Annotated in this window: 16 protein-coding genes and 1 tRNA gene; 10 read left to right on the forward strand and 7 right to left on the reverse strand. The window is 38.2% G+C overall.

The window, feature by feature from the left end; all coding sequences use genetic code 11:
• Window positions 1-112: 112 nt before the first annotated feature.
• Window positions 113-745: a M23 family metallopeptidase gene (locus tag BUC21_RS09395; RefSeq protein ID WP_073401591.1), complete on the forward strand. Its 633-nt coding sequence runs from the start codon at window positions 113-115 to the stop codon at window positions 743-745.
• Here BUC21_RS09395 and BUC21_RS09400 read toward each other — a convergent pair.
• Window positions 742-3264: a M1 family metallopeptidase gene (locus BUC21_RS09400; protein ID WP_073401593.1), complete on the reverse strand. Its 2523-nt coding sequence runs from the start codon at window positions 3262-3264 to the stop codon at window positions 742-744. The genes BUC21_RS09395 and BUC21_RS09400 overlap by 4 nt on opposite strands.
• A 112-nt stretch (window positions 3265-3376) precedes the next feature.
• On the opposite strand from BUC21_RS09400, the gene BUC21_RS09405 reads away from it, so the two are divergent.
• From BUC21_RS09405 to BUC21_RS09415, 3 genes are read left to right on the forward strand one after another with little or no spacing between them, the layout of a single operon-like run.
• Window positions 3377-5002 carry a DUF6057 family protein gene (locus tag BUC21_RS09405; RefSeq protein ID WP_083547666.1) on the forward strand — a complete coding sequence of 542 codons (1626 nt, stop codon included), beginning with the start codon at window positions 3377-3379 and terminating at the stop codon, window positions 5000-5002.
• Window positions 4999-6450, forward strand: coding sequence for a TolB family protein (locus BUC21_RS09410; protein ID WP_073401595.1), 1452 nt, complete (start codon window positions 4999-5001; stop codon window positions 6448-6450). The genes BUC21_RS09405 and BUC21_RS09410 overlap by 4 nt, the downstream gene beginning before the upstream one ends.
• 33 nt (window positions 6451-6483) lie before the next feature.
• Window positions 6484-8451, forward strand: coding sequence for a glycoside hydrolase family 97 protein (locus tag BUC21_RS09415; protein ID WP_073401597.1), 1968 nt, complete (start codon window positions 6484-6486; stop codon window positions 8449-8451).
• Window positions 8452-8786: 335 nt separating this feature from the next.
• On the opposite strand, the gene BUC21_RS09420 is transcribed toward BUC21_RS09415, so the two are convergent.
• From BUC21_RS09420 to aroB, 3 genes are all read right to left on the reverse strand, one after another.
• A complete protein-coding gene (locus tag BUC21_RS09420; RefSeq protein WP_073401599.1) occupies window positions 8787-10088 on the reverse strand; it encodes a cytidylate kinase family protein in 1302 nt (433 codons plus the stop codon).
• A 132-nt stretch (window positions 10089-10220) separates the two neighbouring features.
• Window positions 10221-10296 (reverse strand) — tRNA-Pro (locus BUC21_RS09425).
• Window positions 10297-10382: 86 nt separating this feature from the next.
• Complete coding sequence (aroB, locus tag BUC21_RS09430) at window positions 10383-11444, reverse strand: 3-dehydroquinate synthase (RefSeq protein WP_073401601.1); 1062 nt, start codon at window positions 11442-11444, stop codon at window positions 10383-10385.
• Between the two features lie 190 nt (window positions 11445-11634).
• On the opposite strand from aroB, the gene BUC21_RS09435 reads away from it, so the two are divergent.
• Window positions 11635-14508, forward strand: coding sequence for a TonB-dependent receptor (locus BUC21_RS09435; RefSeq protein ID WP_073401603.1), 2874 nt, complete (start codon window positions 11635-11637; stop codon window positions 14506-14508).
• Window positions 14509-14592: 84 nt separating this feature from the next.
• Entirely contained in the window at window positions 14593-16032 is a 1440-nt protein-coding gene (gene cls, locus BUC21_RS09440; protein WP_073401605.1) for a cardiolipin synthase, read from the forward strand.
• Here cls and BUC21_RS09445 read toward each other — a convergent pair.
• Together BUC21_RS09445 and BUC21_RS09450 are read right to left on the reverse strand one after the other, a co-directional pair.
• Window positions 16016-16564 (reverse strand): RsmD family RNA methyltransferase, encoded by a 549-nt coding sequence (locus BUC21_RS09445; RefSeq protein WP_073401607.1) that lies wholly within the window; start codon window positions 16562-16564, stop codon window positions 16016-16018. The two genes, cls and BUC21_RS09445, sit on opposite strands and share 17 nt — an antisense overlap.
• Entirely contained in the window at window positions 16552-17388 is an 837-nt protein-coding gene (locus BUC21_RS09450; protein WP_073401610.1) for a DUF3822 family protein, read from the reverse strand. The genes BUC21_RS09445 and BUC21_RS09450 overlap by 13 nt, the downstream gene beginning before the upstream one ends.
• 91 nt (window positions 17389-17479) lie before the next feature.
• On the opposite strand from BUC21_RS09450, the gene BUC21_RS09455 reads away from it, so the two are divergent.
• The 3 genes from BUC21_RS09455 to BUC21_RS09465 all read left to right on the forward strand — a co-directional run bounded on the left by BUC21_RS09455 (window position 17480) and on the right by BUC21_RS09465 (window position 20497).
• The gene (locus tag BUC21_RS09455; protein WP_073401612.1) at window positions 17480-18898 is read left to right on the forward strand and encodes an ATP-dependent DNA helicase; all 1419 of its coding nucleotides are present in this window, start codon (window positions 17480-17482) and stop codon (window positions 18896-18898) included.
• 493 nt (window positions 18899-19391) lie between these two features.
• Window positions 19392-19898, forward strand: a complete 507-nt coding sequence (locus tag BUC21_RS09460) for an RNA polymerase sigma factor (protein WP_073401614.1) — start codon at window positions 19392-19394, stop codon at window positions 19896-19898.
• A gap of 5 nt (window positions 19899-19903) precedes the next feature.
• Window positions 19904-20497, forward strand: coding sequence for a hypothetical protein (locus BUC21_RS09465; RefSeq protein WP_073401616.1), 594 nt, complete (start codon window positions 19904-19906; stop codon window positions 20495-20497).
• A gap of 89 nt (window positions 20498-20586) precedes the next feature.
• Here the strand turns inward: BUC21_RS09465 and alaS are convergent, their stop codons facing one another.
• A complete protein-coding gene (gene alaS / locus BUC21_RS09470) occupies window positions 20587-23205 on the reverse strand; it encodes an alanine--tRNA ligase (RefSeq protein WP_073401618.1) in 2619 nt (872 codons plus the stop codon).
• A 276-nt stretch (window positions 23206-23481) separates the two neighbouring features.
• Here alaS and BUC21_RS09475 point away from each other — a divergent pair, with 276 nt between their 5' ends.
• The gene (locus BUC21_RS09475; protein WP_073401620.1) at window positions 23482-23826 is read left to right on the forward strand and encodes a MerR family transcriptional regulator; all 345 of its coding nucleotides are present in this window, start codon (window positions 23482-23484) and stop codon (window positions 23824-23826) included.
• The last annotated feature ends 42 nt before the right edge of the window (window positions 23827-23868 follow it).

The following is a 23868-nucleotide window of genomic DNA, read 5'->3' on the forward strand; positions in this document are numbered from 1 at the left end:
GAAAGCCGGAACTTGTAAAACTCCTCTTTTTTTGTTTTATTTGTTTTTTAACAAAATAATCGGAATCGCAGAATCTGATTTTAACTTGCTAACCAAGAACTAATATATAAACATGACATCACTCTTAAAATCTATTGCATTCTTATTTTCTATAACTTGCTCGCTAAACATGGTGGCTGGGGAACCCGTCAAAGGTTTTACGGATATGGAAGTCAATCATGTGAGAGTGAAGACCCCGGATGTCTTTGCCGGAAATAATAGCATAACGCTTCATCTGGAAGATTTGCAGAAAGAGGAGTATTGTTTTCCTTTGCCCGGCGGAAAGGTTATATCTGCCTATGGTACTCGTGGCGGTCACTCAGGCACTGATATAAAGACATGTGCCAATGACACAATTCGTTGCACGTTCGACGGTATAGTACGAATGGCAAAAAGATATGGCGGATATGGCAATGTTATTGTTGTTCGCCATAAAAACGGACTGGAAAGTCTTTACAGCCACAATTCAAAGAACTTTGTAAAATCGGGCGATGAAGTGAAAGCCGGACAGGCAATTGCTTTAACCGGACGCACCGGGAGTGCAACCACAGAACATTTACATTTTGAATTTCGTATAAATGGCTGTCATTTCAATCCCAGTATCATTTTCGATATGAACAATCATACCCTGAAAAAGGCACCTCTGGTTTGTTCTCACAAGGGTAATGGCATTTCTGTAAAACCGATTAAGGAAAACGAGTCTTAATCATTATTCCCCGAATTAAATAATACGAAAGCTGCCTGAAGTATTTTATTTTTCAGGAATAAGGGATAATCAGGATGATTAGTAAAGAATGCATTTACCTGATTACGTGCATCCCTGCTTCTATGACCGGATAACAAAGCTACAGCCCAGTTTTTAGGGAAGAAAATATCACCGGTCCGTTGAATTTCCTGAAGAACCTCTAGTCCCGGAGTTATATATGCGTTGGAGAAAGGTTCCCGCATGGGATGGTTCAGCAAAGCCAATAACTTGAGAGCCCATGGTTCAACTCTCCGGTTCTCTTTCTGAAGAAGTGACCGGAAAAGGTTTTCTTGCTCTTCTTTGTCGGGGATGCAACCGCGACTTATATAGTCGAACTCACGCAGACGATCCGGATCGGTTATACGACTACGCTGCAAGGCAAGTATCTCTTTGTATTGCTGTGGCCTGTTAATAGCCAGTTGATAAGCAAACGTCATATAATCGTTTTCATTGAGCAGTTTATTACTCTTCTCATTCCAAAGGTTGTAAAGAGCCTCAACTACTGTAGAATCTGTTGCCAGATTAATAACTGAGCGGAGTAACTGTTGGCGACAAGAAGTTATTGCATGATTCTGTCCAATCTCCAGCATTTGTTTCTCTGCCAAAGAACGAGATTCACCTTTCATCTCCATACAAACAGAAGAAAGATAACCGCAAATGCTGGAAGCAATCAGGGCATTCTTTTCCTTTTTGAGTCCCTGCAACAATGAAGAACAGCAAGAATCTGCAGAAACACGGTGGCTAAGGAAATTCTCGTAGACATTCATTAAAACGGCTTGGCGGGTAACGTCATCTGTCATGTTCATCCAGTTTTGTAACTGATAAGATGTACTTGCAGAATCAACCACAAATTTACCATATCCCATGCCGTCATAATTTGGAATAATATAATCAGGAAGAGTCTTTAGCGGTATACTAACCGAATGGCTTTGCAAATTTACTTCAACTGTCTTTATAGAATTTCCATATACCAGTCCCATTGAAAACTGTTGTTTCCAATACAAATTTCTCTTAAACGGATCATACTGGGTGATGATTAATGTGTTGTTGCTGACTGTTGCCGAAATTTCAGGAAGCCCTTTCTGCTTAACCCACACTTCACTGAATTGTTTTAAGTTGGCTTGCGGACTTTCTCTATCAAGAATATCTATTAAGTCGTCCCAGGTAGGATTATCAAAAGCATACTTTTTAAGGTATTTCTGTATTCCTCTTTGGAAAGTTTCGGCTCCCATTTGTTGTTCCATTTTGCGCATCATTACCGGAGCCTTGTCGTAAATGATGTTGCCGTACATAAGACCCGCATTCTGAAGGTTATCCAATTGTTGCTGAATTGCATGAGTACCATCAGTGCGATCTTCGGCAAGCGCATAGATCTGGTACGATTTCAGGAAATTCAGTTTATGGTTAACGTCGGGGAATTGTTGCTCCACTATTTTTGCAGCCAGATAATTGGCAAATACCTCTTTTGTCCACACATCGTTGAACCATTTCATTGTAACCAGGTCACCAAACCACATATGAGCAGTTTCGTGTGCAATAAGTTCCGTGCGGCCCAATTCCTCGTCGGGAGTAGGATGCTCACTTAAAAACATTCTTTTATCATTGTACAAAGTAGCCCCTGCGTGCTCCATTCCTCCATATTGGAATCCCGGCAAAATAATGATATCATATTTAGAGAAAGGGTAGGGTACTCCGGTATATTTTTCCATCCAGCGGATCGATGAAAAAACTTGGGATAGAATTGTATCCAGTTGTGCTATCTTTTTGGGATCAGTCTCTCTGTAAAAAGCATTAATACTACGTCCATCACGCGTGCAACTATGTTTCTTGAACTTGCCGGCAACGAATGAAAACAGATAGGTGGGAAGTAATTCTGTTTCATTATATAAAATAGTCTTTCGTTCCTTTATTGTTTTTTCATTAACAGCATAAGTATTGGAAACAGCACTCCACAAAGCCGGGACTTCTAGCTTTAACGTAAATCGGGCTTTTAAATCAGGTTGATCAAAACAAGGAAAAGCTGTTCTAGCGCGTTCGGGAACCAGTAAGGTATATAAATAATCATCACTGCGATTTAGTGACTGATTGCCTGCTATGAATGAAATCTGAATCTGATTCTTACCTTTTTTTAGATTGGAAGATAAGATAATAATATGCTCTTTCTCAAATTTGTAAGCTACCTTTTTACCATTTGCCAATACATTTTTTATTTGTGAAGATTCGGCTTTGAAATCAATCAATAAATCAGATATCCCCTGACGATTGAATGATATAACTTCTTTGCCGGTAACATTCTCTTTTTTATTTGAAGGTATATTGAATTCAAGCGAATAATGTATCTCCTTTAGTTCTGCTTTCCTCTGCAAGGCAAGCTCAACCGATATTCCGGTTTCTACTTTTACTGGTCGACTGCCAGCATAAAGAATCGAAGAACCGAAAGCTGAAAGAAGTAATGACAGATATAATTTGAAAGATGACATGGTTGTAATGATTTAGAGTGTAAAGTTAGATAATAAAAATGAAACCAATATATCCTTTTTTTCATATATTTGCCTCTCATTTGTTAGCAGCTATAGAAAAACAGAATTGATAATGTTGAAATGTAAATTAGGAAAGGCTATTACTTGGCTTTTAGGTTTGTTGGTATTGCTTGGGAGTTTTGTTTTCTTCCAGTGTTTCTATCCTTATCATTTATATTATCGGGAACAGACGCAATTATTTCTTTATACTTCGGAATATCTTTCTACTTATTTTCAGCATCCGGCCTGGCTTGCTTGTATAACAGGTGATTTTCTTACTCAGTTTTTCTATTATATTGGTGGTGGTGTAGCTATTCTTTCCCTCTTACTGACTCTTGTTTACTTGTTATCCTGGAAAGCTTTACGAATTTATTTACCTAATTGGTTATCTCTTATACTGGGAATTGGAGTTGCATTTTGGGAATTGCTACGAAACTGTGAACAAAACTATCTTACCTCTTCAACGGTAGCACTGATAGGTGGAATAGGAATGTTTTTATTATATGCATTGGCTGCCAAAAGCATTTTAAAGAACCGCTGGCTGAACTTGCTGATTGTTATTGTTTGGCTGTTTGTCGGCTATTGGCTGTTTGGTTATGGTGCATGGATTGAAGGGTTGTTGATGTTGATTTGGGCTTTGAAACAGAAAAACTGGGTGCCCGCTGTTGTTATACTTGTTGAGGTTGCTGTTATTCCTCTTATATTACGCCCCGCTTATTTGTTAACCAAAGAACAGGCATATACTTATCCTTCAAGAAGTATGCTGGCTTATCCTCGAATGGATATAGAAAAACTGCTGGCATTGGATTGTGAGTTTTACTTCGGGCATTATGATAAGGTTGTACAAATGGCACAGAAAAGTGGAATGAAGAACGAAGCTGTTTCTTATTTTTACAATATGGCAAACTGTATGCTGGGACAAATGCCCGATAAACTAATGAGTTTCTACCAGCCGGTTAGTCATGGTTTGATTTTTAATTTAGGTCCGGATACGCCTTTTCTCTATATATTCTTCAGTAACGAGGTGTGGTATCAGGTGGGCGAAATGACTATGGCAGAACACTCTGCAATATTAGGAGAAATATTCTCTCCCAATCATCGTAGCTCCCGGATGTTGCGCCGGTTGGCTGAAATAAATTTGATAACAGGTGATAGTGAAGCTGCCAAGAAATACTTACGTATATTGAGTAAAACTCAATGCTATAGTAAATGGGCGGCAGATCGTTGGCCGGATAATCAATCAAAAGAAGTAGCTGCGGTGTATGATTACAAAAAGAAATATGCTATAACAGCCGATTCTTTGCATGGCAGTGAGAATGCACGAACAGCTTTGCGCAGTTTACTTGTTTCCCATCCGGATAATACAAAGGCACAAGATTATCTTTTCTGCTTTGATTTATTACAGAAAGATGTAAAGGGGTTTATGGAGGATTATACAGCGTTTAAATTACCTACTATGTCTGGAGCTGAGATCCCAAATTCTTTATATCAGCAGGCGTTACTTGTCTATCTGGCTAATAGCAAACAAACGGATGCCGAAACGTTGAAACATTATCGAATCTCCCCTAAAATATGGGATGATTTTATTGATTATACAAAGAAATACGAACAGGGACAGGGCGATGGCACATTGCTGCAAAGTTCTTATGGGCAATCGTACTGGTTTTATTATCATTTCGCTGAACTTGTGAGAAAATGAAAAATATATTCTATATCATAATCTTTTGTTGTAGTCTGCTGACTGCATGCTCACCGAAGCCAAGTAATGTAAGGAGTGTTGCACATGCAGCACCGATATATCCTGATTATGCGGATGTGGCAATTCCATACAATATTGCCCCTCTTAACTTTTTGCTAAGAGATGGAGCAGAGGCTGTAGAAGTTAAAATTACCGGAAAGAAACAGACTCTTACTGTGTATGGAGATTACAAAGTTAGCTTTTCGATGGATGATTGGAAAGAACTTCTGGATGCAGAAAAAGGAAACACATTGACTGTGCAGGTAACCTCTCGTGTAAATGGAGAGTGGTTGGCTTACAAACCATTTACTTGGTATGTGGCTCCCGATCCTGTAGATGGATATCTGACTTATCGGTTGATAGAACCTGGTTATGAAGTATGGAATTCTATTCAGTTATGTGAACGTAATGTGCAGACATTTGATGAAAGAGTACTTATTGATAATAACACAGTGGATAAATCGTGTATGAATTGCCATACGCATAGTAGCCAGAGAGGAGATCTCTCGTTTTTCCATTTACGTGGCAAAAAGGGTGGTACTATTCTTAATCGCGATGGAAAGTTGCGCAAATTATCTCTAAAGGTGGATGGAATGATATCCGGATGCGTTTATGGTGAAATTCATCCCGGCGGACGTTATGGAGTATTCTCTACCAATATTATAATTCCATCATTTCATACGCAAGAAAGCAAACGTCTTGAAGTGTATGATACAGCTTCGGATGTAGTACTGGCTGATTTTGATCAGGACCGTATGATTGTTTCGCCTCTCTTGAATGATTCAACAGTCTTTGAGACTTTTCCGGTTTTTAGTGCTGATGGTAAATACATTTATTATTGCTCGGCTCCACGTGTTAAGTTGCCGAATGATATTAAAAATATGAAGTATAGCATCTGCAGAATTCCTTTTGATGCGAAGAAAGGAGAGTTGGGTAATAGTGTAGATACGTTGTGGAATGCTCGTTTAACAGGCAAATCTGCCTGTCACCTTAAAGCCTCACCCGACGGAAAATATCTTCTTTATACAGTTGCTGATTATGGTACTTTCCCTATCTGGCATCGTGAGGCGGATTTGCAGTTAATGGATTTACGAACAGGAAAAGTTGATAACCTGAAAATAGTAAATTCCAATCGCTCGGATACATACCATTCATGGTCATCCAATAGTCGCTGGTTTGTTTTTGCCAGTAAGCGTGGCGATGGTCAGTATGGCAAACCTTATTTCTGCTACATAGATAGAACGGGGAAGACATACAAACCTTTCGTGTTACCTCAGAAAGATCCTGCTCATTACGATTTAACGTTGAAATCTTATAATATACCGGATTTATCTAAGAGTCCGGTGTCATTCGGACCGAAGGATATAGAAAATGTCTATGAAAATCAGAATGCTGAAAAGTTTCATTAGACGAAGCTGATAATATGTGTAAATAGTCTTTTTATGAGAAAAAAATTATTGATTTTGTCTTTGCTGGCAATTGGGATATTAAATGTTCAGGCAAAGGATGTGAAAGTTAGTGGACCTGATGGAAAGCTTCAGGTTACAATTTCCGATCAGGATGGTAAACCAGCCTATTCGGTTAGTTATAATCAGAAAAAGTTCATTGAATTATCACCTCTTGGCATGAAAACCAATGTGGGCGACTTTAGTCAGGAAATGGTAATGAAGGAGAATACCACCTCTTCTATTGATGAAAATTATGAATTGAAGACCACTAAAAAGAGTAAGATTCACTATGTGGCTAATGAATTAACTTGTTCATTTGTTAATAAAGATAAGCATAAGATAGATGTAATCTTTCGTGTTAGCAATAATGATGTGGCTTTTAAATATAAACTTTATCCTTGTGGGGAGAATTTATGCTGTGTTATTAATGAGGAAGCTACTGGTTTTAATATTCCGGAGAAGGCAACAAGCTTTCTTTGTCCGCAGGTTCTGCCGATGGGTGGTTTTGCACGAACATATCCTAGTTATGAAACCGATTACGAAGCAGATGCATCTTTGTCAAGCAAGAGTAAAAACGGTCAGGGGTATACCTTCCCTTGTCTTTTCCGTATAGGTGAAGATGGTTGGGCTTTACTTTCAGAAACAGGTGTTACCAGTGCTTATTGCGGAAGCCATTTGAAAGATCATAAAGATGGATCTACGACTTATACTATTGCTTTCCCTCATGCAGGAGAATGTAATGGAAACGGCACTTCGGCTCCGGCTATTTCTATGCCTGGAGAAACTCCCTGGAGAACTATCACTGTAGGTGAAACTCTGGCTCCGATTGCGGAAACAACTGTTTCTTTAGATGTAGTGAAGCCACTTTATGAAGCGACTAAAAAATATGAATATGGTCGCGGCACCTGGAGTTGGATTATGTGGATGGATAGAAGTATGAATTATGACGACCAGAAACAGTATATTGATTTTGCTTCTACCTTGGGATATGAGTTTATTCTGATAGATGCATTGTGGGACAAGAATATTGGTTATGAAAAGATGGAAGAACTTGTGAAATATGCTGCTTCCAAGGGGGTAGGAGTCTTTCTTTGGTACAACTCTAATGGATATTGGAATGATGCTCCACAAGGACCTCGTGGAATTATGGGCAATACCATTGCCCGCAAGAAAGAAATGAAATGGTTGCAGAAAATAGGTATCAAGGGACTAAAGATTGATTTCTTTGGAGGTGATAAACAAATGATGATGCAACTTTATGAAGATATCCTGTCAGACGCTAATGACTATGGACTGGGTATTGTTTTTCATGGTTGTACCTTGCCTAGAGGATGGGAACGCATGTATCCGAACTTTATATCCAGCGAAGCTGTGTTAGCTAGTGAGAATCTTAACTTTTCTCAGGAACGTAATGATAAAGAGGCATTCAGCGCATGCCTTCATCCTTTTATCCGAAATGCCGTGGCATCAATGGAATTTGGTGGATCTACGCTGAACCGCTACTATAATAGAGAGAATAGCAAGGATAAGCGAGGTAATACCAGACGTACTTCTGATGTTTTTGAATTGGCAACAGCTGTACTTTTCCAAAGTTCAGTGCAGAACTTTGCTTTGGCTCCTAATAATCTGATTGATGCACCAGCCTGGGCGATCGAGTTCATGAAAAAAGTTCCTACTACATGGGATGAAACAAAGTTTATTGATGGTTATCCCGGAAAATATGTTGTATTGGCTCGTCGTCATGCTAATAAATGGTACGTTGCTGCAATTAATGCTGAAAAGAAAACTAAGGTTGTTAATATCAGCTTAGCAGGACTAAATGTTGGCACTAAAGCCATATTGTATAATGATAATGCCAAGTTAGAAGGTAATTGCAGTGAACTTAATATTGATCCGAAGAAACCTTTGAAGCTCACTATTCCAACAAATGGAGGAGCATTGATTGAATTAGATTCACTTTAAAGTACATTCCTTGGATCATCATTACGCCCTGTTAGGTGTCTTGATTGAACTGGGTTCTATTTAATGAATTTAGTAAGGTGAATTCGTTAATACTTATAGGATATAAATAACCGTAGCTCTGCAATTTTCTACCTGAATATTGTAGAGCTACGGTTTTGCTTATGAAATAATACTATATTGATTTCTGTATTATTGTACAAAAGAAGTTTTTGTTTTGTATAAGAATACGGAATGCTATTACTGATAAATGGAAAATGAATCTTAGTGTAAATAAGATCATTATCATATCTCTGTCTCGTCTTGATTATTATCTTTAAAGCACTATTAACAAAGTCTTATTCATTATAAACCTTGAGACATTTATTTAAAGCATCAATAATCAACGCTGCAGATTTTTCCGGACCAAAAATAGAACTATCAATCGTTAAGTTGTAATTGCTTGCCATTCCCCAGATTCGGTGGGTGTAGTGTTTGCAGTAGTTCGTTCTGTCCCGGTCTTTTCTTTCCAGTTCTTTTTCTGCCATATCGGCAGCAATACCGTATTCTTTGATGATGCGCTCAATTCTGAATTTCTTATCAGCGTGAATAAAGATATTGAAGCAGTTTGGATTATTCTTTAAAACGTAATCGGCACAACGACCAACAATAACACACGATTCTTTTTCGCAGATATCTCTGATAACTTTGCTCTGAACCATAAATAGGGTATCGAGTGGCGGCATCTCTTCATTTACGTATGCGTAGTTCTGTTCATAAAGATCGAATAATAAATTGTTGGCTAACTTCTGTTCGTGCTCTTTTACATACTCTGGCGTTAACCCGCTTTCTGCCGCAGACAAATCAATTAGTTTTGTATCGTAGAAAGAGATGCCCAACTCTTTAGCAATGATCTCTCCAATTTCATGACCGCCACTACCAAACTCACGGGCAATGGTAATAACAATCTTCTTTTCCTGGCTAACCGTGCTGACTTGTTCGCTGACTTCTTTTTTATCAATACAAACTAGCGAATCAATAAATTTAAAATTCTTATTATAGAATCGTGCAATGGTACCTACCAGTAGAGCTGCAGCGATGGTTCCTTCGCGTATACCTTCCAATCTGTGAAGCAGAATAAAAGAACTAGCTACCCCGATGATAACTAACGAAGCATCAACACCTACCTTAGCTTTACCAAATTCTTTGTTGAAAGCTTTGGATATAGCAATTGATAATCCTTCTCCGGCAAGATATGTAACGTTGGCTTTTACTTCAAGAAATACACCAAATGCAATGATTACACAACTTAAAAGGCAAAGTGTCCATTGGTAGATATAATTTGATGTTTGAAGACCTGATAACAGGAACATGGCGAAGTCGATAAAGAACCCGAAGATCAGAGCTACCGGTAGTTGGACAAGTTGTATGAGTTGATACTCTTTTCTTAGTAATACAATTTGCAGAAGGATCATTAATACATTGACTATGATTGATAATAGTCCTACTGTCATTGGAAAAGCTAAACTATAAACGTACGGTACGCAAGATACCGGCGATGTTCCCAGATTGGCTTTTATGGATAAAGCTACCCCGATAGCCATAATAAATAACCCTATTACTAAAACGATACACCTTTTCAGTAGTTTGTCTTTTTTCATTCAAATTCCTCCTAATTTACAGAATTTTTCAGGTTTAAATTAACGATGTTAATCAGGGCATAATAAGGTTACTCAGGAATTGCTCAAATAAAAAAGGCTTATAATCGTTAAGATTATTAGCCTTTTTATCAGTCGGGGTGAGAAGATTCGAACTTCCGACCACACGCCCCCCAGACGCGTACTCTAAACCGGGCTGAGCTACACCCCGAAATCGGCTGCGAATTTACAAATACTTTTAAATCTCCCCAAATAATTAAAGGTTTTTTTATCAAAGAACCTCTTCTTATCTTAATTTTAAAGTCCCATACACTCGCGGTAAAAATCGAACATTTCGAATATTTCGTCTTTATCTGCAGATTGATTGATGCATATTTCTCCTACATCTTTTAGTAGAGTGAAATTGATAATACCTGCTGTATTCTTCTTATCGTGAAGCATGTATGCATATAATTTGTCGTATATCTTGCAGTCAATGCTGAAACAGCCATAATTCTCTTTGATAAACTGAACGGTTTGCCTTAATTTATCTGTTGGGAAGCCTGTCTTTACTGATGAAAGGTAAAGTTCGCAAACAATTCCCCATGCTACAGCGTAACCATGCAGAACAGGACGATCTTCTTCAAACGAAAGACTTTCGAAAGCATGGCCAACTGTGTGTCCCAAATTAAGTGCTTTACGGATGCCTTGTTCGTATGGATCTTGCTCTACAATATCTTCTTTTATTTGCACAGATTTACCCACCAGCTCTTTCAACCTGGTATAATCAAGGTTGTCAGTTGGAAAGTTGAGTAGCTCCGCCCAATGTTCAGTATTACTTATAAGCCCGTGTTTCAGCATTTCGGCATAACCCGAAAAGAAATTCTCTTTATCAAGAGTCTTTAAGAACTCTGTTTCAATCAACACACTACTTGCCGGAGCAAATGCGCCGATTTCGTTCTTTAATCCATTGAAATTAATCCCGGTTTTTCCTCCAACGGAAGCATCGACCATTGATAAAAGAGTAGTAGGAATATTGATATATCTGATACCTCTTTTAAAGGTTGCAGCAGCGAAACCACCAAGGTCGGTAGTCATTCCCCCACCTAAATTAATAAGTAATGAGTGACGGGTTGCACCTTTTTGGCTCAGTTGTGTCCATACATGAGACAATGTTTCGATATTTTTATTCAAATCTCCTGCAGGTATCGTTACAGAGATTGCATTATTGTTATTCAATAGTTTATTGATAGCCGGCAGGCAGTGAAGTTCTGTGTTTTCGTCTGTCAGAATAAAAAGCTTATCATATGACTTGCTATTCATTGCACCAAGCAGATCTTTTTCTAATTCATCGCAAAGAATTACCTCTTGTTTGTTCATATCCCTGGGAGTTAAATTGATTGAACTTTTATGTTTTCGGTTGCAAACTTACGCTAAAAAGGTCGAAAAGCAAAACAATTTAGTTATTTAAGCAAATTCTATAATTCCAGTGATTAAACCTTTCTTGGTTTTCAATGTCATAAGAATACAAACATTCTTTTATATTGTATATATAATGATAGAATTATTCATGAAACACAAATTGACATTATTGATTTTGTGCTTATTCAGCACTCTTTCCTTAGAGGCACAGACCGACCGTGCTTTGATTTCGGGAAAGCTTCTCGACAACACGACAAAAACGCCGGTTGAGCAAGCAGCTATTCGTGTGCTTTCTTTGCCAGACAGCACTTTTGTAACCGGAGTCTCAAGTAAAAAAGACGGCTCTTTTTCCATTTCAAGTCTTAAAAAAGGACGCTATGTAATAAAGGTGTCATTTATAGGTTATGCTACCGTTGCAAAGCCATTTCAAATTACGTCTACAAAAGCTTCTGCTAATTTAGGTGAGATTTTGCTGAAACCTGATGCTGTTATGCTGAAAGGTACAGTTGTAACTGCTGAGGCTCCACCGGTAACAGTTGTTGAAGATACAATGGTTTATAATGCGTCTGCTTACCGTACTCAGGAAGGTGCAATGCTTGAAGAGTTAGTCAAGAAACTTCCGGGAGCAGAGGTAAGTTCCGAAGGAAAAGTAACTATTAACGGTAAGGAAGTAAAGAAGATAATGGTGGATGGAAAAGAATTCTTTAGTGATGACCCTAAAGTTGCAATGAAGAATCTGCCTGTTAATATGGTTGAGAATGTTAAAGCGTACGATAAGAAGTCTGACTTAGCCCGAATAACAGGAATTGATGATGGAGATGAAGAAACTGTTCTTGACCTGACTGTAAAGAAAGGAATGAAGAAAGGATGGATTGGAAATGTTATAACTGGTACGGGAAGTCAAAATAGATATGAAGCTGGATTAATGGCTAGCCAGTTTAAAGATAATTCCCAAGTTACAGTTATTGGATCTGCTAACAATACCAATAATCAGGGATTCTCTGAATTTGGAGATGCCGGACAAGGCATGAGCGGAAATGCCGGATCGGGTATTAATGCAACAAAGTCAATAGGTTTAAACTTTGCTAAAGAAAATGATAAAATAGAACTTGGTGGTAATGTAAAGTATGGTAGATCGGATGCTGATGCTAAAATGAAAAGTACTTCAGAAACATTTCTGGGAAATAGTTCTTCATTTGGAACCAATAACAATTCATCAAGACGTTTTAGAGATGATGTAAATGGAAACTTCCGTTTGGAATGGAAACCAGATACTCTTACTAATATTATATTCCGCCCAAATGTGTCTTATTCAAAAACGAATAGTATAAGCGGTGGTAATTCTACTACATCTAATAATAGTCATCAGTTGGTTAACACTAGGGTCTCTACTTCAAATAACCTTTCCGATTATGTTTCTATGAGTGGAAACTTACAGATAAACAGAAAACTTAATAATAAAGGTAGAAGTGTTACTTTTCGAGCTGAGTACGGATATAATAATAATGCTTCTGATAAGTACTCATATGCCAATACTTATTTTAACCTTCTTGACAAAACTGATCTTAAAGATCAATACATTGATAATACAGGTAAAGGATTTAACTATCGCTTACAGGCAATCTATATTGAACCAATATTCGATAAACGTTTTCTTCAGTTTAGATATAGTTATCAGAATAAATATTCTGCTTCGGATAAGTACTCTTATGCTGCTTCGGAAAATTATGGACCCACAATCGGTTACCAAGATAAGATTTATAACAGCGATTATGTAGACTCATTAAGTAACTGTTTGAGTAACCGTTATGCTACAAATCAGTTTGAACTTTCTATGAGAACAATCCGCACTAAATATATGTATAATATTGGTATTAGTCTGGAACCTCAATCTTCAAAAAGTAAAACCACTGTTGGACCAAATAAGGGAAAAGACCTTTCTCAGAGCGTGCTAAACTTTTCACCAACATTTGATATGCATTATCGCTTCTCAAAGCAAAAACAATTACGATTTATGTATAGAGGAAGCAGTAGTGCTCCAGATATAAATAATCTGCAAGCAGTTATTGACAAGACAGATACGTTGAATATCAAGTATGGTAATCCAAATCTAAAGCCTTCTTACAGCAACCGTTTAATGTTGTTCTTTAATAACTACATGAAGGAAAGCCAAAGCAGTGTTATGGCTCATTTAAACTTTAGTAATACATTAAACAGTGTTGCTAGTAAAATGAGATATAATCAGAATACAGGTGGTAAAATTACCGATTTGGTTAATGTAAATGGTAACTGGAGCGCTAATGGATTCTTAAACTACAATACTCCTCTAAAAAATAAGAAATTTACGATCAGTACTTTTTCCAATGCTTCTTTCAGTGATGCTGTAAGTTATACCAGTATTTCTGCAAACTCTGCTGCTGAAGCGCAAAAGAGTACAACACATAATATGAATCTTTCACAGCGTTTGAGTGGAAACTTTAGATGTGATCTTTTAGATTTCACTTTAAATGGATCAATCCGATACTCTTTAGCTAAAAATAGTTTGCAGGTAAATAGTAATCGTGAAACATTTGATTACACAGTAGGTAGTAGCACAAATATAAACCTTCCATGGAGTATTTATCTTTCATCTGATGTGAATTACAATATCAAGAATGGATATAGTGGTAGCTATAAGAAGAACCAAGTGATGTGGAATGCTCAGTTATCAAAGACTTTCTTGAGAGGTAATAATGCTACTCTTCGTTTTAAGATATATGATATTCTTCATCAGCAAAGTAATTTGAGCCGTACTATTACGGAAACAATGATGCAGGACACAGAATATAATACATTGGGTAGTTACTTCATGGTTCATTTTGTTTATCGCTTTAACACGTTAGGCAAGAATGCACCTTCCAGACGAGGTTTTGACAGACATGGTCCGTATGATGGACCTCGTGATAGACCTCGGGGTGGTGACAGACCTCCAATGGGTGGCGGTGGCTTCGGCGGTCCTGGCGGTGGCCCTGGTATGATGTAGTTATTTAATTCTTTTAACTAGATATGCCGTTCTTTATCCATTTTTATGTATATTTGCTTATTGTTGAATAATAAGTGATTAGTTATAATGGATTGGAGCGGCATATTTAATGAAATATTCTCAGTAATCTATAATATACTTTACTTTGGTGTAATTATAGGGATGATTATAATTGTCATCCTCGATAATCGTAACCCTGTAAAGACTATGGCATGGATACTTGTCCTTTCTTTCCTTCCATTAGTTGGCTTAGTCTTTTACTTTTTCTTTGGAAGAAGTACTCGCCGCGAAAGAATTATCAGTAAAAAAAGTTATAACCGTTTGATGAAAAAGCCGATGGCTGAGTTCGTTGCCCAGGAATCTTATGAATTACCGGCCGATCAGTATCAGGTTGCTCAGCTTTTTCGTAATACCAATCAGGCTCTTCCTTTTGAAGGTAATGAGGTTGATATATACACAGATGGGTATACTAAACTTCACGCTCTGATAAGAGAGATGATGCGTGCCAAACATCATATTCATTTAGAATACTATATTTTTGAAAACGACCCGGTAGGTCGTCTTGTTCGTGATGTCTTGATAGAAAAAGCTCGGCAGGGTGTTGAGGTTCGTTTAATATATGACGATGTGGGCTGCTGGCATGTTCCTAACCGTTTCTTTGAAGAAATGGTTGAGGCCGGAATAAATGCAAGAGCTTTTCTAAAAGTACGGTTTCCTCTTTTTACAAGCAAAGTAAACTATCGTAATCACCGGAAGATTGTTGTTATAGACGGTCGCGTGGGATTCGTGGGAGGAATGAATATTGCCCTGAGATATATGCGCGGTTTCGACTGGGGAATATGGAGAGATACGCATGTAATGATTAAAGGGAAGGCTGTACATGGACTTCAGACATCATTCTTACTCGACTGGTTCTTTGTAGACCAGACATTATTGACTTCATCAAAGTTTTTTCCGGCTTTAGACTCTAAAGGAGATTCTCTTGCACAGATTGTTACAAGCGAACCAACTGCAGAGTGGAAAGAAATAATGCAGGGGTTATGCCTGGCGATTTGTAGTGCTAAGGAGTATTTTTATATTCAAACGCCCTATTTCTTGCCTACTGAACCTATTCTTGCGGCATTACAAACAGCTGCATTGGCAGGAGTAGACGTTCGCTTAATGCTTCCTGAGCATGCGGATTCTACAATTACCCATCTGGCTTCCCGATCATATCTGAAAGATGTGCTTAAAGCCGGCGTAAAGGTGTTCTTTTATCAGAAAGGTTTCCTTCACTCTAAGCTAATGGTTTCGGATGATGCACTTTCTACTGTTGGTTCTACCAACATGGATTTCCGGAGCTTTGAGCACAATTTCGAAGTGAATGCTTTTATGTACGACGAACCTACTGCGCTCCGTATGAAAGAAATATTCCTTCAAGATCAGCGCGACAGCATTCCTGTTTATCTTAAGAACTGGGAGAAACGACCAACTGGTCAGAAAGTAAAAGAATCCGTAGTCAGAGTACTTAGTCCTTTGCTTTAGAAAAAATAGAGAAGTTTACGCTTCCGTATACTCTTCTTTCTATAAAGTGAGGATTATCTTCAAAGTTATTCTCTTTCCCGTGTTCCAATATAAATATACCATCTTCTTTAAGCAGATCTTTCTCGAAAATAATCCGTGGAATATCCGCAAGGTTGGGTAGGGCATAGGGAGGATCGGCAAAGATAAAGTCGAACTTCTCGCGAGTAGAATCAAGGAATTTGAATACATCGCCGCGAATAGGAAAACACTTGTCGGTCTTTAGCATTTCCATTACTTTGCAGATGAAAGAGTAATGCGCCGGATCTTTTTCTACAGAGATAACTTTATCGCATCCGCGCGAAACCAGCTCAACACTAATGCTACCAGTTCCTGCAAACAAGTCGAGAGCGGTAACGCCATCGTCAAGATCTAAATAATTATTGCAGATAACATTGAAAATGTTCTCCTTTGCAAAATCTGTAGTAGGACGTGCTTTAAATGTTTTTGGCACATCAAATCTTCTTCTCTTATATATTCCGCCTATAACTCGCATAATGATAAAATTTGTAGATCGAAGGGAATGTCTTCAACCTTCGACAGTTCGTTTAATGAAAACTCTTTCTCGGGACTTATTACGAATAATTGCCTTACAAATTGCTTTAACCCGTTGGCTACTGATTCCTTGTTTGGAGAATTACCCATCAGATGAAGCTCGTCTCTTTCCTGATTAAAATCGAGTTGTTTCCACACATAAAGCAGGTAGTAAATAATGTCTGCAGTTTCGCTGCATTTGAAATTATTAATCAATAGCACCTTTCCACGATCATAGCACATTACATCTACCGAACTCTTCCTAAGATAAGCAAACATCTTCAGGTTATTACCCTGCTTACTGCGTCCCGAAAGATATTCTGTAAGAGGGCTGGCCTGGCAATAGAAATGTGCATCCGGAAATTGGTCCAGAATCTGCCAATGGGCGCTTTTATCTACCGCAAATGCAACCACAACGTTGGCTTTTTTCAAAATGTTATAAAGAACAATCTCGTTCTCGTTACGAGTGTGACTATGATAAAGTATTGTTTCAACCTGTTCGTCCTCGAAAAGTTCAAAAGGAATCAGGGTGAACTTCTTTGTAACCACCATGACATTGACTTTCCTGTAAGCTTGCTTCAGGAAATCGTTCTCTTTAATCGCCTCTTTTACGTTGGCAGCCATCGATAAATTTTCATGGGTATCCTTCTTAAAGAATCGGTAAGCCTTTTCTTGAGCAGGATTGTAGATGGAATAAGAGAACTCTTCCGCGCTCAGGCGAACGGACAAGGTACATTGTTCTGTATTGGATAAATCAATTGGCGATATGCTCAACTTCTCAGTCATGTTATGGCATTTGAAAAAAAGAATAATGGCGCGTTGCGCAGTAAATCTCTTTTTTGTTTTTATATTCGTAGCACAAATATAAAAACAAAAAATGATTAATAGCTATTTGATTGGGCAAATAAAGGAAAATTTCCCTTACGAGCTCACTTCTCAACAGTCTCAGGCAGTGGATGCTTTGGCCGATTTTCTGCTCTCTCCGGTAAACGATTCTCTGTTCATTCTGCGTGGTTATGCCGGAACAGGTAAGACTTCTCTTGTAGCAGCGGTGGTAAAGACTATGATGAAACTACAACAAAAAGCTATTCTTCTTGCACCTACCGGACGGGCAGCCAAGGTGTTATCTGTTTATTCCGGTCATCCGGCTTTTACGATTCATAAAAAAATATATCGTCAACAGTCATTCAGCAACGAACTCTCTAATTTCTCTATAAACGATAACCTTCATCAGCACACTCTTTTCATTGTTGATGAGGCTTCCATGATTTCTAACGACGGACTTTCAAGCTCATCTTTCGGAACGGGACGCCTGCTCGACGATTTGGTTCAGTATGTTTACTCCGGGCAAGGCTGCCGATTACTATTGATGGGCGATACAGCACAGCTTCCTCCGGTTGGAGAGGAGGAGAGTCCGGCACTCACAGCCGAAGTTCTTCAGGGATACGGATTGGCTGTGCGGGAGATGGACTTAACTCAGGTGGTGCGCCAGTTGGGCGATTCGGGTATTTTGTGGAATGCCACGGCGTTGCGCCAGCTTATTGCGGATGGAGATGCTTTTGCATTGCCAAAAATTAAGGTTACAGGCTTTCCGGATATTCGGGTGTTGCCGGGCGACGAGCTGATTGAAGAGATTAGCAGTTGTTATGATAAGGTGGGAATGGACGAAACAATCGTTGTGTGCCGATCTAATAAACGGGCAAATATCTATAATAAAGGAATACGTAACTCGATTCTTTATCGCGAAGAGGAGCTTAGCGGGGGAGATTTACTGATGGTGGCAAAGAATAACTATTTCTGGACGGAGAAGTGTGCAGAGATCGACTTTATTGCCAATGGCGATATGGCTGTGGTTCGCCGTGTAAGACGAACACGCGAACTGTATGGCTTTCGTTTTGCCGATGTGCAGCTTACTTTTCCCGATTATCAGGACTTTGAGCTGGAAGCAACCGTGCTTCTCGATACGCTTCATACCGATGCTCCAGCACTCCCAAAGGCTGATAATGACCGGTTATTCTATACCATTCTGGAAGATTATGCCGATATCTCTACCAAGCGTGAGCGGATGAAAAAGATGAAAGCCGATCCGCATTACAACGCCTTGCAGGTGAAATACGGATATGCCGTAACTTGTCACAAAGCTCAAGGCGGACAGTGGAAAAAGGTATTTCTTGATCAGGGATATATTTCGCCGGAAATGCTGACTCCCGACTATATTCGCTGGCTTTATACAGCCTTTACCCGTGCAACTGAGACGTTATATCTGGTCAATTATCCCAAGGATCAGGTGGAATAAAAGGGTAGATTGTATGGCTTTCTGTTTCTATTAATGGATCGTTCGAATAAGTTAAGGCAATCTTACTTGTTTCTTAATGCATTCTTTCTCCAATAGTTTTATAAATATAGTAGAGATAAAAGTAAAAAGGTGTAGACCTTTATATTTTTAGCTCTAGATATTATTTTGTTAACCCCTAGACTAAATTTAAAAACCTTCAAAACGTTTTAGCTAATACTTCACGAATAGTTAGCTTAATCACCTTGATAAGCCGACTAATAATTTTAGTGGAATCTATAATGATATAGGTGGAGAAACTAATAATATTGTTGGGTTAGCAACCAATAGCTGAGGAATAATTTGTTTACTTTTAAACGATCTTAATCAAGCTTATTCGTAAGCATTGAGCAATAATAATTGATAAATTGCTGTGATATTTTGGCGTGCCGTGTTACTAATCAATTAAATGTGCACATAACCCGTTTTAAAATAATTAAAAGTAATATTATGATAAATGACTAAAGATAAACTAAGTGAGCAATTTCTTGGTGTCCTCGAAGAAAATACTGGAATAATAATTAAGGTTTCGAGAGCATATACAAATACTTCTCAAGATAGAGAAGATTTGATAAACGATATAGTTCTTGAGCTTTGGAAATCATTTGATAAATTTAAAGGTGATTCTAAAATTTCCACCTGGATATATAGAGTAGCTTTAAATACCTCGATGAATTACAAGCGGAAAAGGAAAAATGATTCTTTATTTATTTTCTTGAACGATTTTAAAAAAGAAGAGATATTACCTTGGCTTGTAGAACCCGAAAGTTCATCAGAATCTGAAGTTTTATACGATTGTATTGATGAACTGAATGAGATTAATAAAGCCATTATACTGCTCTATCTTGACGGCAATTCACATGATGAGATATCTACAATTATGGGTATTTCGAAAACAAATGTAGGCACGCGAATTAGTCGTATTAAAGAACAAATAAAGCAATTAGCTATTACTAAAATTTAAGAAGTATGGAACTTAGTGAACTACAAAGTTTATGGATTGAAAACGATAAAAAAATATCAGATAGTATTCGTTTGAATAAAGAGATACTAAGAAGAATGTTGATGTCAAAACCTGAAAAGCGATTTAACTGGATTAAAATTAAGGCTGAAATCAGTCTATTTTCCCCGATAATTCTTTTTTTGGTTTTATTAGTTACGGACATTCAATTTCGTTTAACCGCTAATTTTTATATTGGCCTTGGTTTGTTTGCAATGATATATGTAACTAATTATGTTTGGGGTATAAGATATTTCTTATTGATTCGTAAAATTGATTTTTCCGGAGCCATCTTATCTCTAAAAAAAGAGATTGCAGAACTGGAAAAATACAAGATTAAAATAACGCGAATAAGTTACATGCTTATGCCTTTTGCAATATTGGGGATCTTTCTTATGCTTATTCAGAAGCCAATATATACTGCAGAATCAATTGTGATGCTGGCATTGATTGTGCTTGTTTATATTTCATCGATTTATTATACTTTCAAATACTCAATTTACGAGCGGTTTAGAAAGCTTAATAAAGAAATAGCTGAGATCGAAGAATTAGAAAAAGAATAAAAAGAATATAGAAAAGAAAGAGCCTTTGCAAACTAAATGTTTGCAAAGGCTCTAGGGTATAATTTTAATGATAAACGAAAATCAGTTATTTACAAACCGGCAAGTTCCACGATCTTATCAACAGCTGCGTTAAGACCATCTTTGTTCTTACCACCGGCAGTTGCAAAGTGTGCCTGGCCACCGCCGCCACCTTGAATTAATTTGGCAGCTTCTTTAACCAGTTTGCCTGCGTTTAATCCGCCATTAACCAGGTTGTCAGAAATCATCACGGTAAGCATTGGTTTATCTTCATCTTCAGTTCCGGCTACAAAAAGCAAGTTTTCAGTAATCTCACCACGTAATTGGAAAGCAATATTCTTAGCAGCTTCAGCTGGTAGCGGAGTAACAAATCTGATTAACTTCACTCCGTTGATTTCTTGTACGTTTTGGAGCAATCTTTCTTTGATGCTAGCTTGTCTTTCTTTCATGAAATCGTCCACTTGCTTCTTTAATCCAGAATTTTCTTCAATGAATTTGCGGATTGCTACACCTAAATCAGGAACATTATTGAATAAAGCTCTCATATCATTCAGTGTATCTTGTACATTATCCATCAACTCTTCTACCTTGGCACCTGTATAAGCTTCAATTCTTCTAACTCCGGCAGCAACCGAACTTTCAGAAATGATTTTTACCATACCAATGTTTCCGGTAGCAGCCACGTGTGTACCACCACAGAACTCAACAGATGAGCCAAAGGCAATAACACGAACTTCATCGCCGTACTTTTCACCGAACAATGCAATTGCACCTAGTTCTTTTGCATCGGCAATAGGAATATTTCTATATTCTTTCAAAGGAATATTCTGGCGGATTCTTGCATTTACCAGGTGTTCTACCTGACGAATTTCTTCGTCGGTTACTTTCTGGAAGTGAGAGAAGTCGAAACGTAAAGAGTCTGGTGAAACCAAAGAACCCTTTTGCTCAACATGTTCTCCAAGAACCTCGCGCAAAGCCTGGTCGATAAGGTGAGTAGCAGAGTGGTTTGCTGCACAGGCAGCTCTCTTATCTGTATCAACACAAGCCATCATAGGAGCTTCCATATTCTTTGGAAGTTGTTTGGTAATATGAACGGCCAGATTGTTTTCTTTTTTAGTTGCAATAACTTCAATAGTTTCGAACTCACTAACGATAACACCTGTATCGCCCACTTGGCCACCGCTTTCTGCGTAGAAAGGAGTGTGATCAAGAACAAGCTGATAAAGAGTCTGGTTCTTTTGTTTAATCTGGCGGTAACGAAGAATTTCTACTTCGTATTCAGTATAATCGTAACCTACGAAATCAGAAGAACCTTCTTTCAGAGTAATCCAGTCGCCTGTTTCAATAGCAGCAGCGTTACGTGCACGCTCTTTTTGTTTCTGCATTTCAGCGTTGAATCCTTCAAGATCAACAGTCAATCCGTTTTCTCTCAGAATAAGTTCGGTAAGGTCTAATGGGAAACCGAAAGTGTCATATAGAGTAAATGCATCTTTACCTTCAATGCTGTTCTTTCCTGCAGCTTTAACATCGGCAATTGCCTTGTCGAGCATGCGGATACCGGTTTCAAGTGTGCGAAGGAATGATTCTTCTTCTTCCTTGATAACTTTTCCTATCAGCTCTTTCTGAGCAATCAATTCAGAATAAGCGTCACCCATATTGTCGATAAGCACAGGAAGTAACTTATACATGAAGGCTGATTTCTGACATAAGAAAGTATATCCGTAACGAACGGCGCGGCGCAGAATTCTTCTGATTACGTATCCGGCTTTTGCGTTCGATGGCAATTGTCCGTCGGTAATAGAGAAAGCAATAGTACGGATATGGTCGGCAATAACACGCATTGCAATATCGTTTTGTGCATCGGCACCATATTCAGTTCCCGCCATTTTAGCAATTTCCTTCAAGATAGGTTGGAATACATCAGTATCGTAATTTGATGTTTTTCCCTGAAGAGCCATACAAAGACGCTCAAAGCCCATACCTGTATCGATAACTTTTGCTGGAAGTCCTTCCAGACTGCCGTCAGCCTTGCGGTTGAACTGCATAAACACAAGGTTCCATATTTCGATAACCTGTGGGTGAGACTGATTTACCAGTGAAAGACCACTAACGGCTTTCCGTTCTTCTTCAGAACGTAAGTCAATGTGGATTTCGGAACAAGGACCGCAAGGACCTGTATCGCCCATTTCCCAGAAGTTATCGTGACGGTTTCCGTTTATAATACGATCTTCTGGTAAGAATTGTCCCCAGATAGCAGCTGCTTCGTTGTCGCGTTCCAATCCTTCGGCAGGATTTCCTTCAAAGACTGTGGCATACAAACGGTTTGGATCGAGTTTTAAAACTGTTACCAGGTATTCCCATGCCCATTCAATAGCTTCTTTCTTAAAGTAATCGCCAAAAGACCAGTTACCCAACATCTCAAACATGGTGTGGTGATATGTATCGTGACCAACTTCTTCAAGGTCATTGTGCTTACCACTCACGCGTAAACATTTTTGTGAGTCGGCTACACGGTGATACTTAGCTGGGTGGTTACCCAAAATAATGTCTTTAAACTGATTCATCCCGGCATTGGTAAACATCAATGTAGGGTCATCTTTAATTACCATTGGGGCTGAAGGTACAATCTGGTGCCCTTTGGATTCGAAAAAAGTTTTAAATGATTCTCTGATTTCTTTTGCTGTCAACATAAGCAATTATATAGTTATCAAGTTAATATTCCGAAAAATGATTTGCAAAGATAGCTCGTTTTATTATTTTTGTACCTATTATTGCGCAAAAATATTGATGGCTGGTCCATTAAAAACTTATAAAAGATGGAAAGATGTGCACAACTTAAAGCATTATGGCCCTACAATTGTTGCCTGAATAAAGAATCTCTTCCATACTTTTGCTGGCTTTTAGCTATTTCTATTAGATGTGATCTCGGGTTTGTTTTTAATAAATAATGGATAAAATTAGATATTATGGCTTATAATCCTAATAAAGATTTGAAATTGTATTACTCCATTGGTGAGGTTGCGGAGATGTTTAACGTAAACGAATCTTTGTTGCGTTTTTGGGAAAAGGAGTTCCCGGTTATTAAACCAAAAAAGAACGCTAAAGGTACCCGACAATACAGAAAAGAAGATCTGGAAAATATTAGGTTGATCTATCATTTGGTTAAAGAAAAAGGAATGACTCTTCCCGGGGCCCGGCAGAAACTAAAAGATAATAAAGAGCAGACTATTAAAACGTTTGAAGTAGTTACCCGTTTAAATCAGATTAAAGAAGAACTACTAAATATTAAAAAGGAGTTGGATGAGTCTTAATGACTCTTCAACTCCTTTTTAATTCTAATACTATAAATGGGT

It is taken from the genome of Bacteroides luti, assembly GCF_900128905.1.
In the GTDB taxonomy this organism is placed as follows: Bacteria; Bacteroidota; Bacteroidia; order Bacteroidales; family Bacteroidaceae; genus Bacteroides; species Bacteroides luti.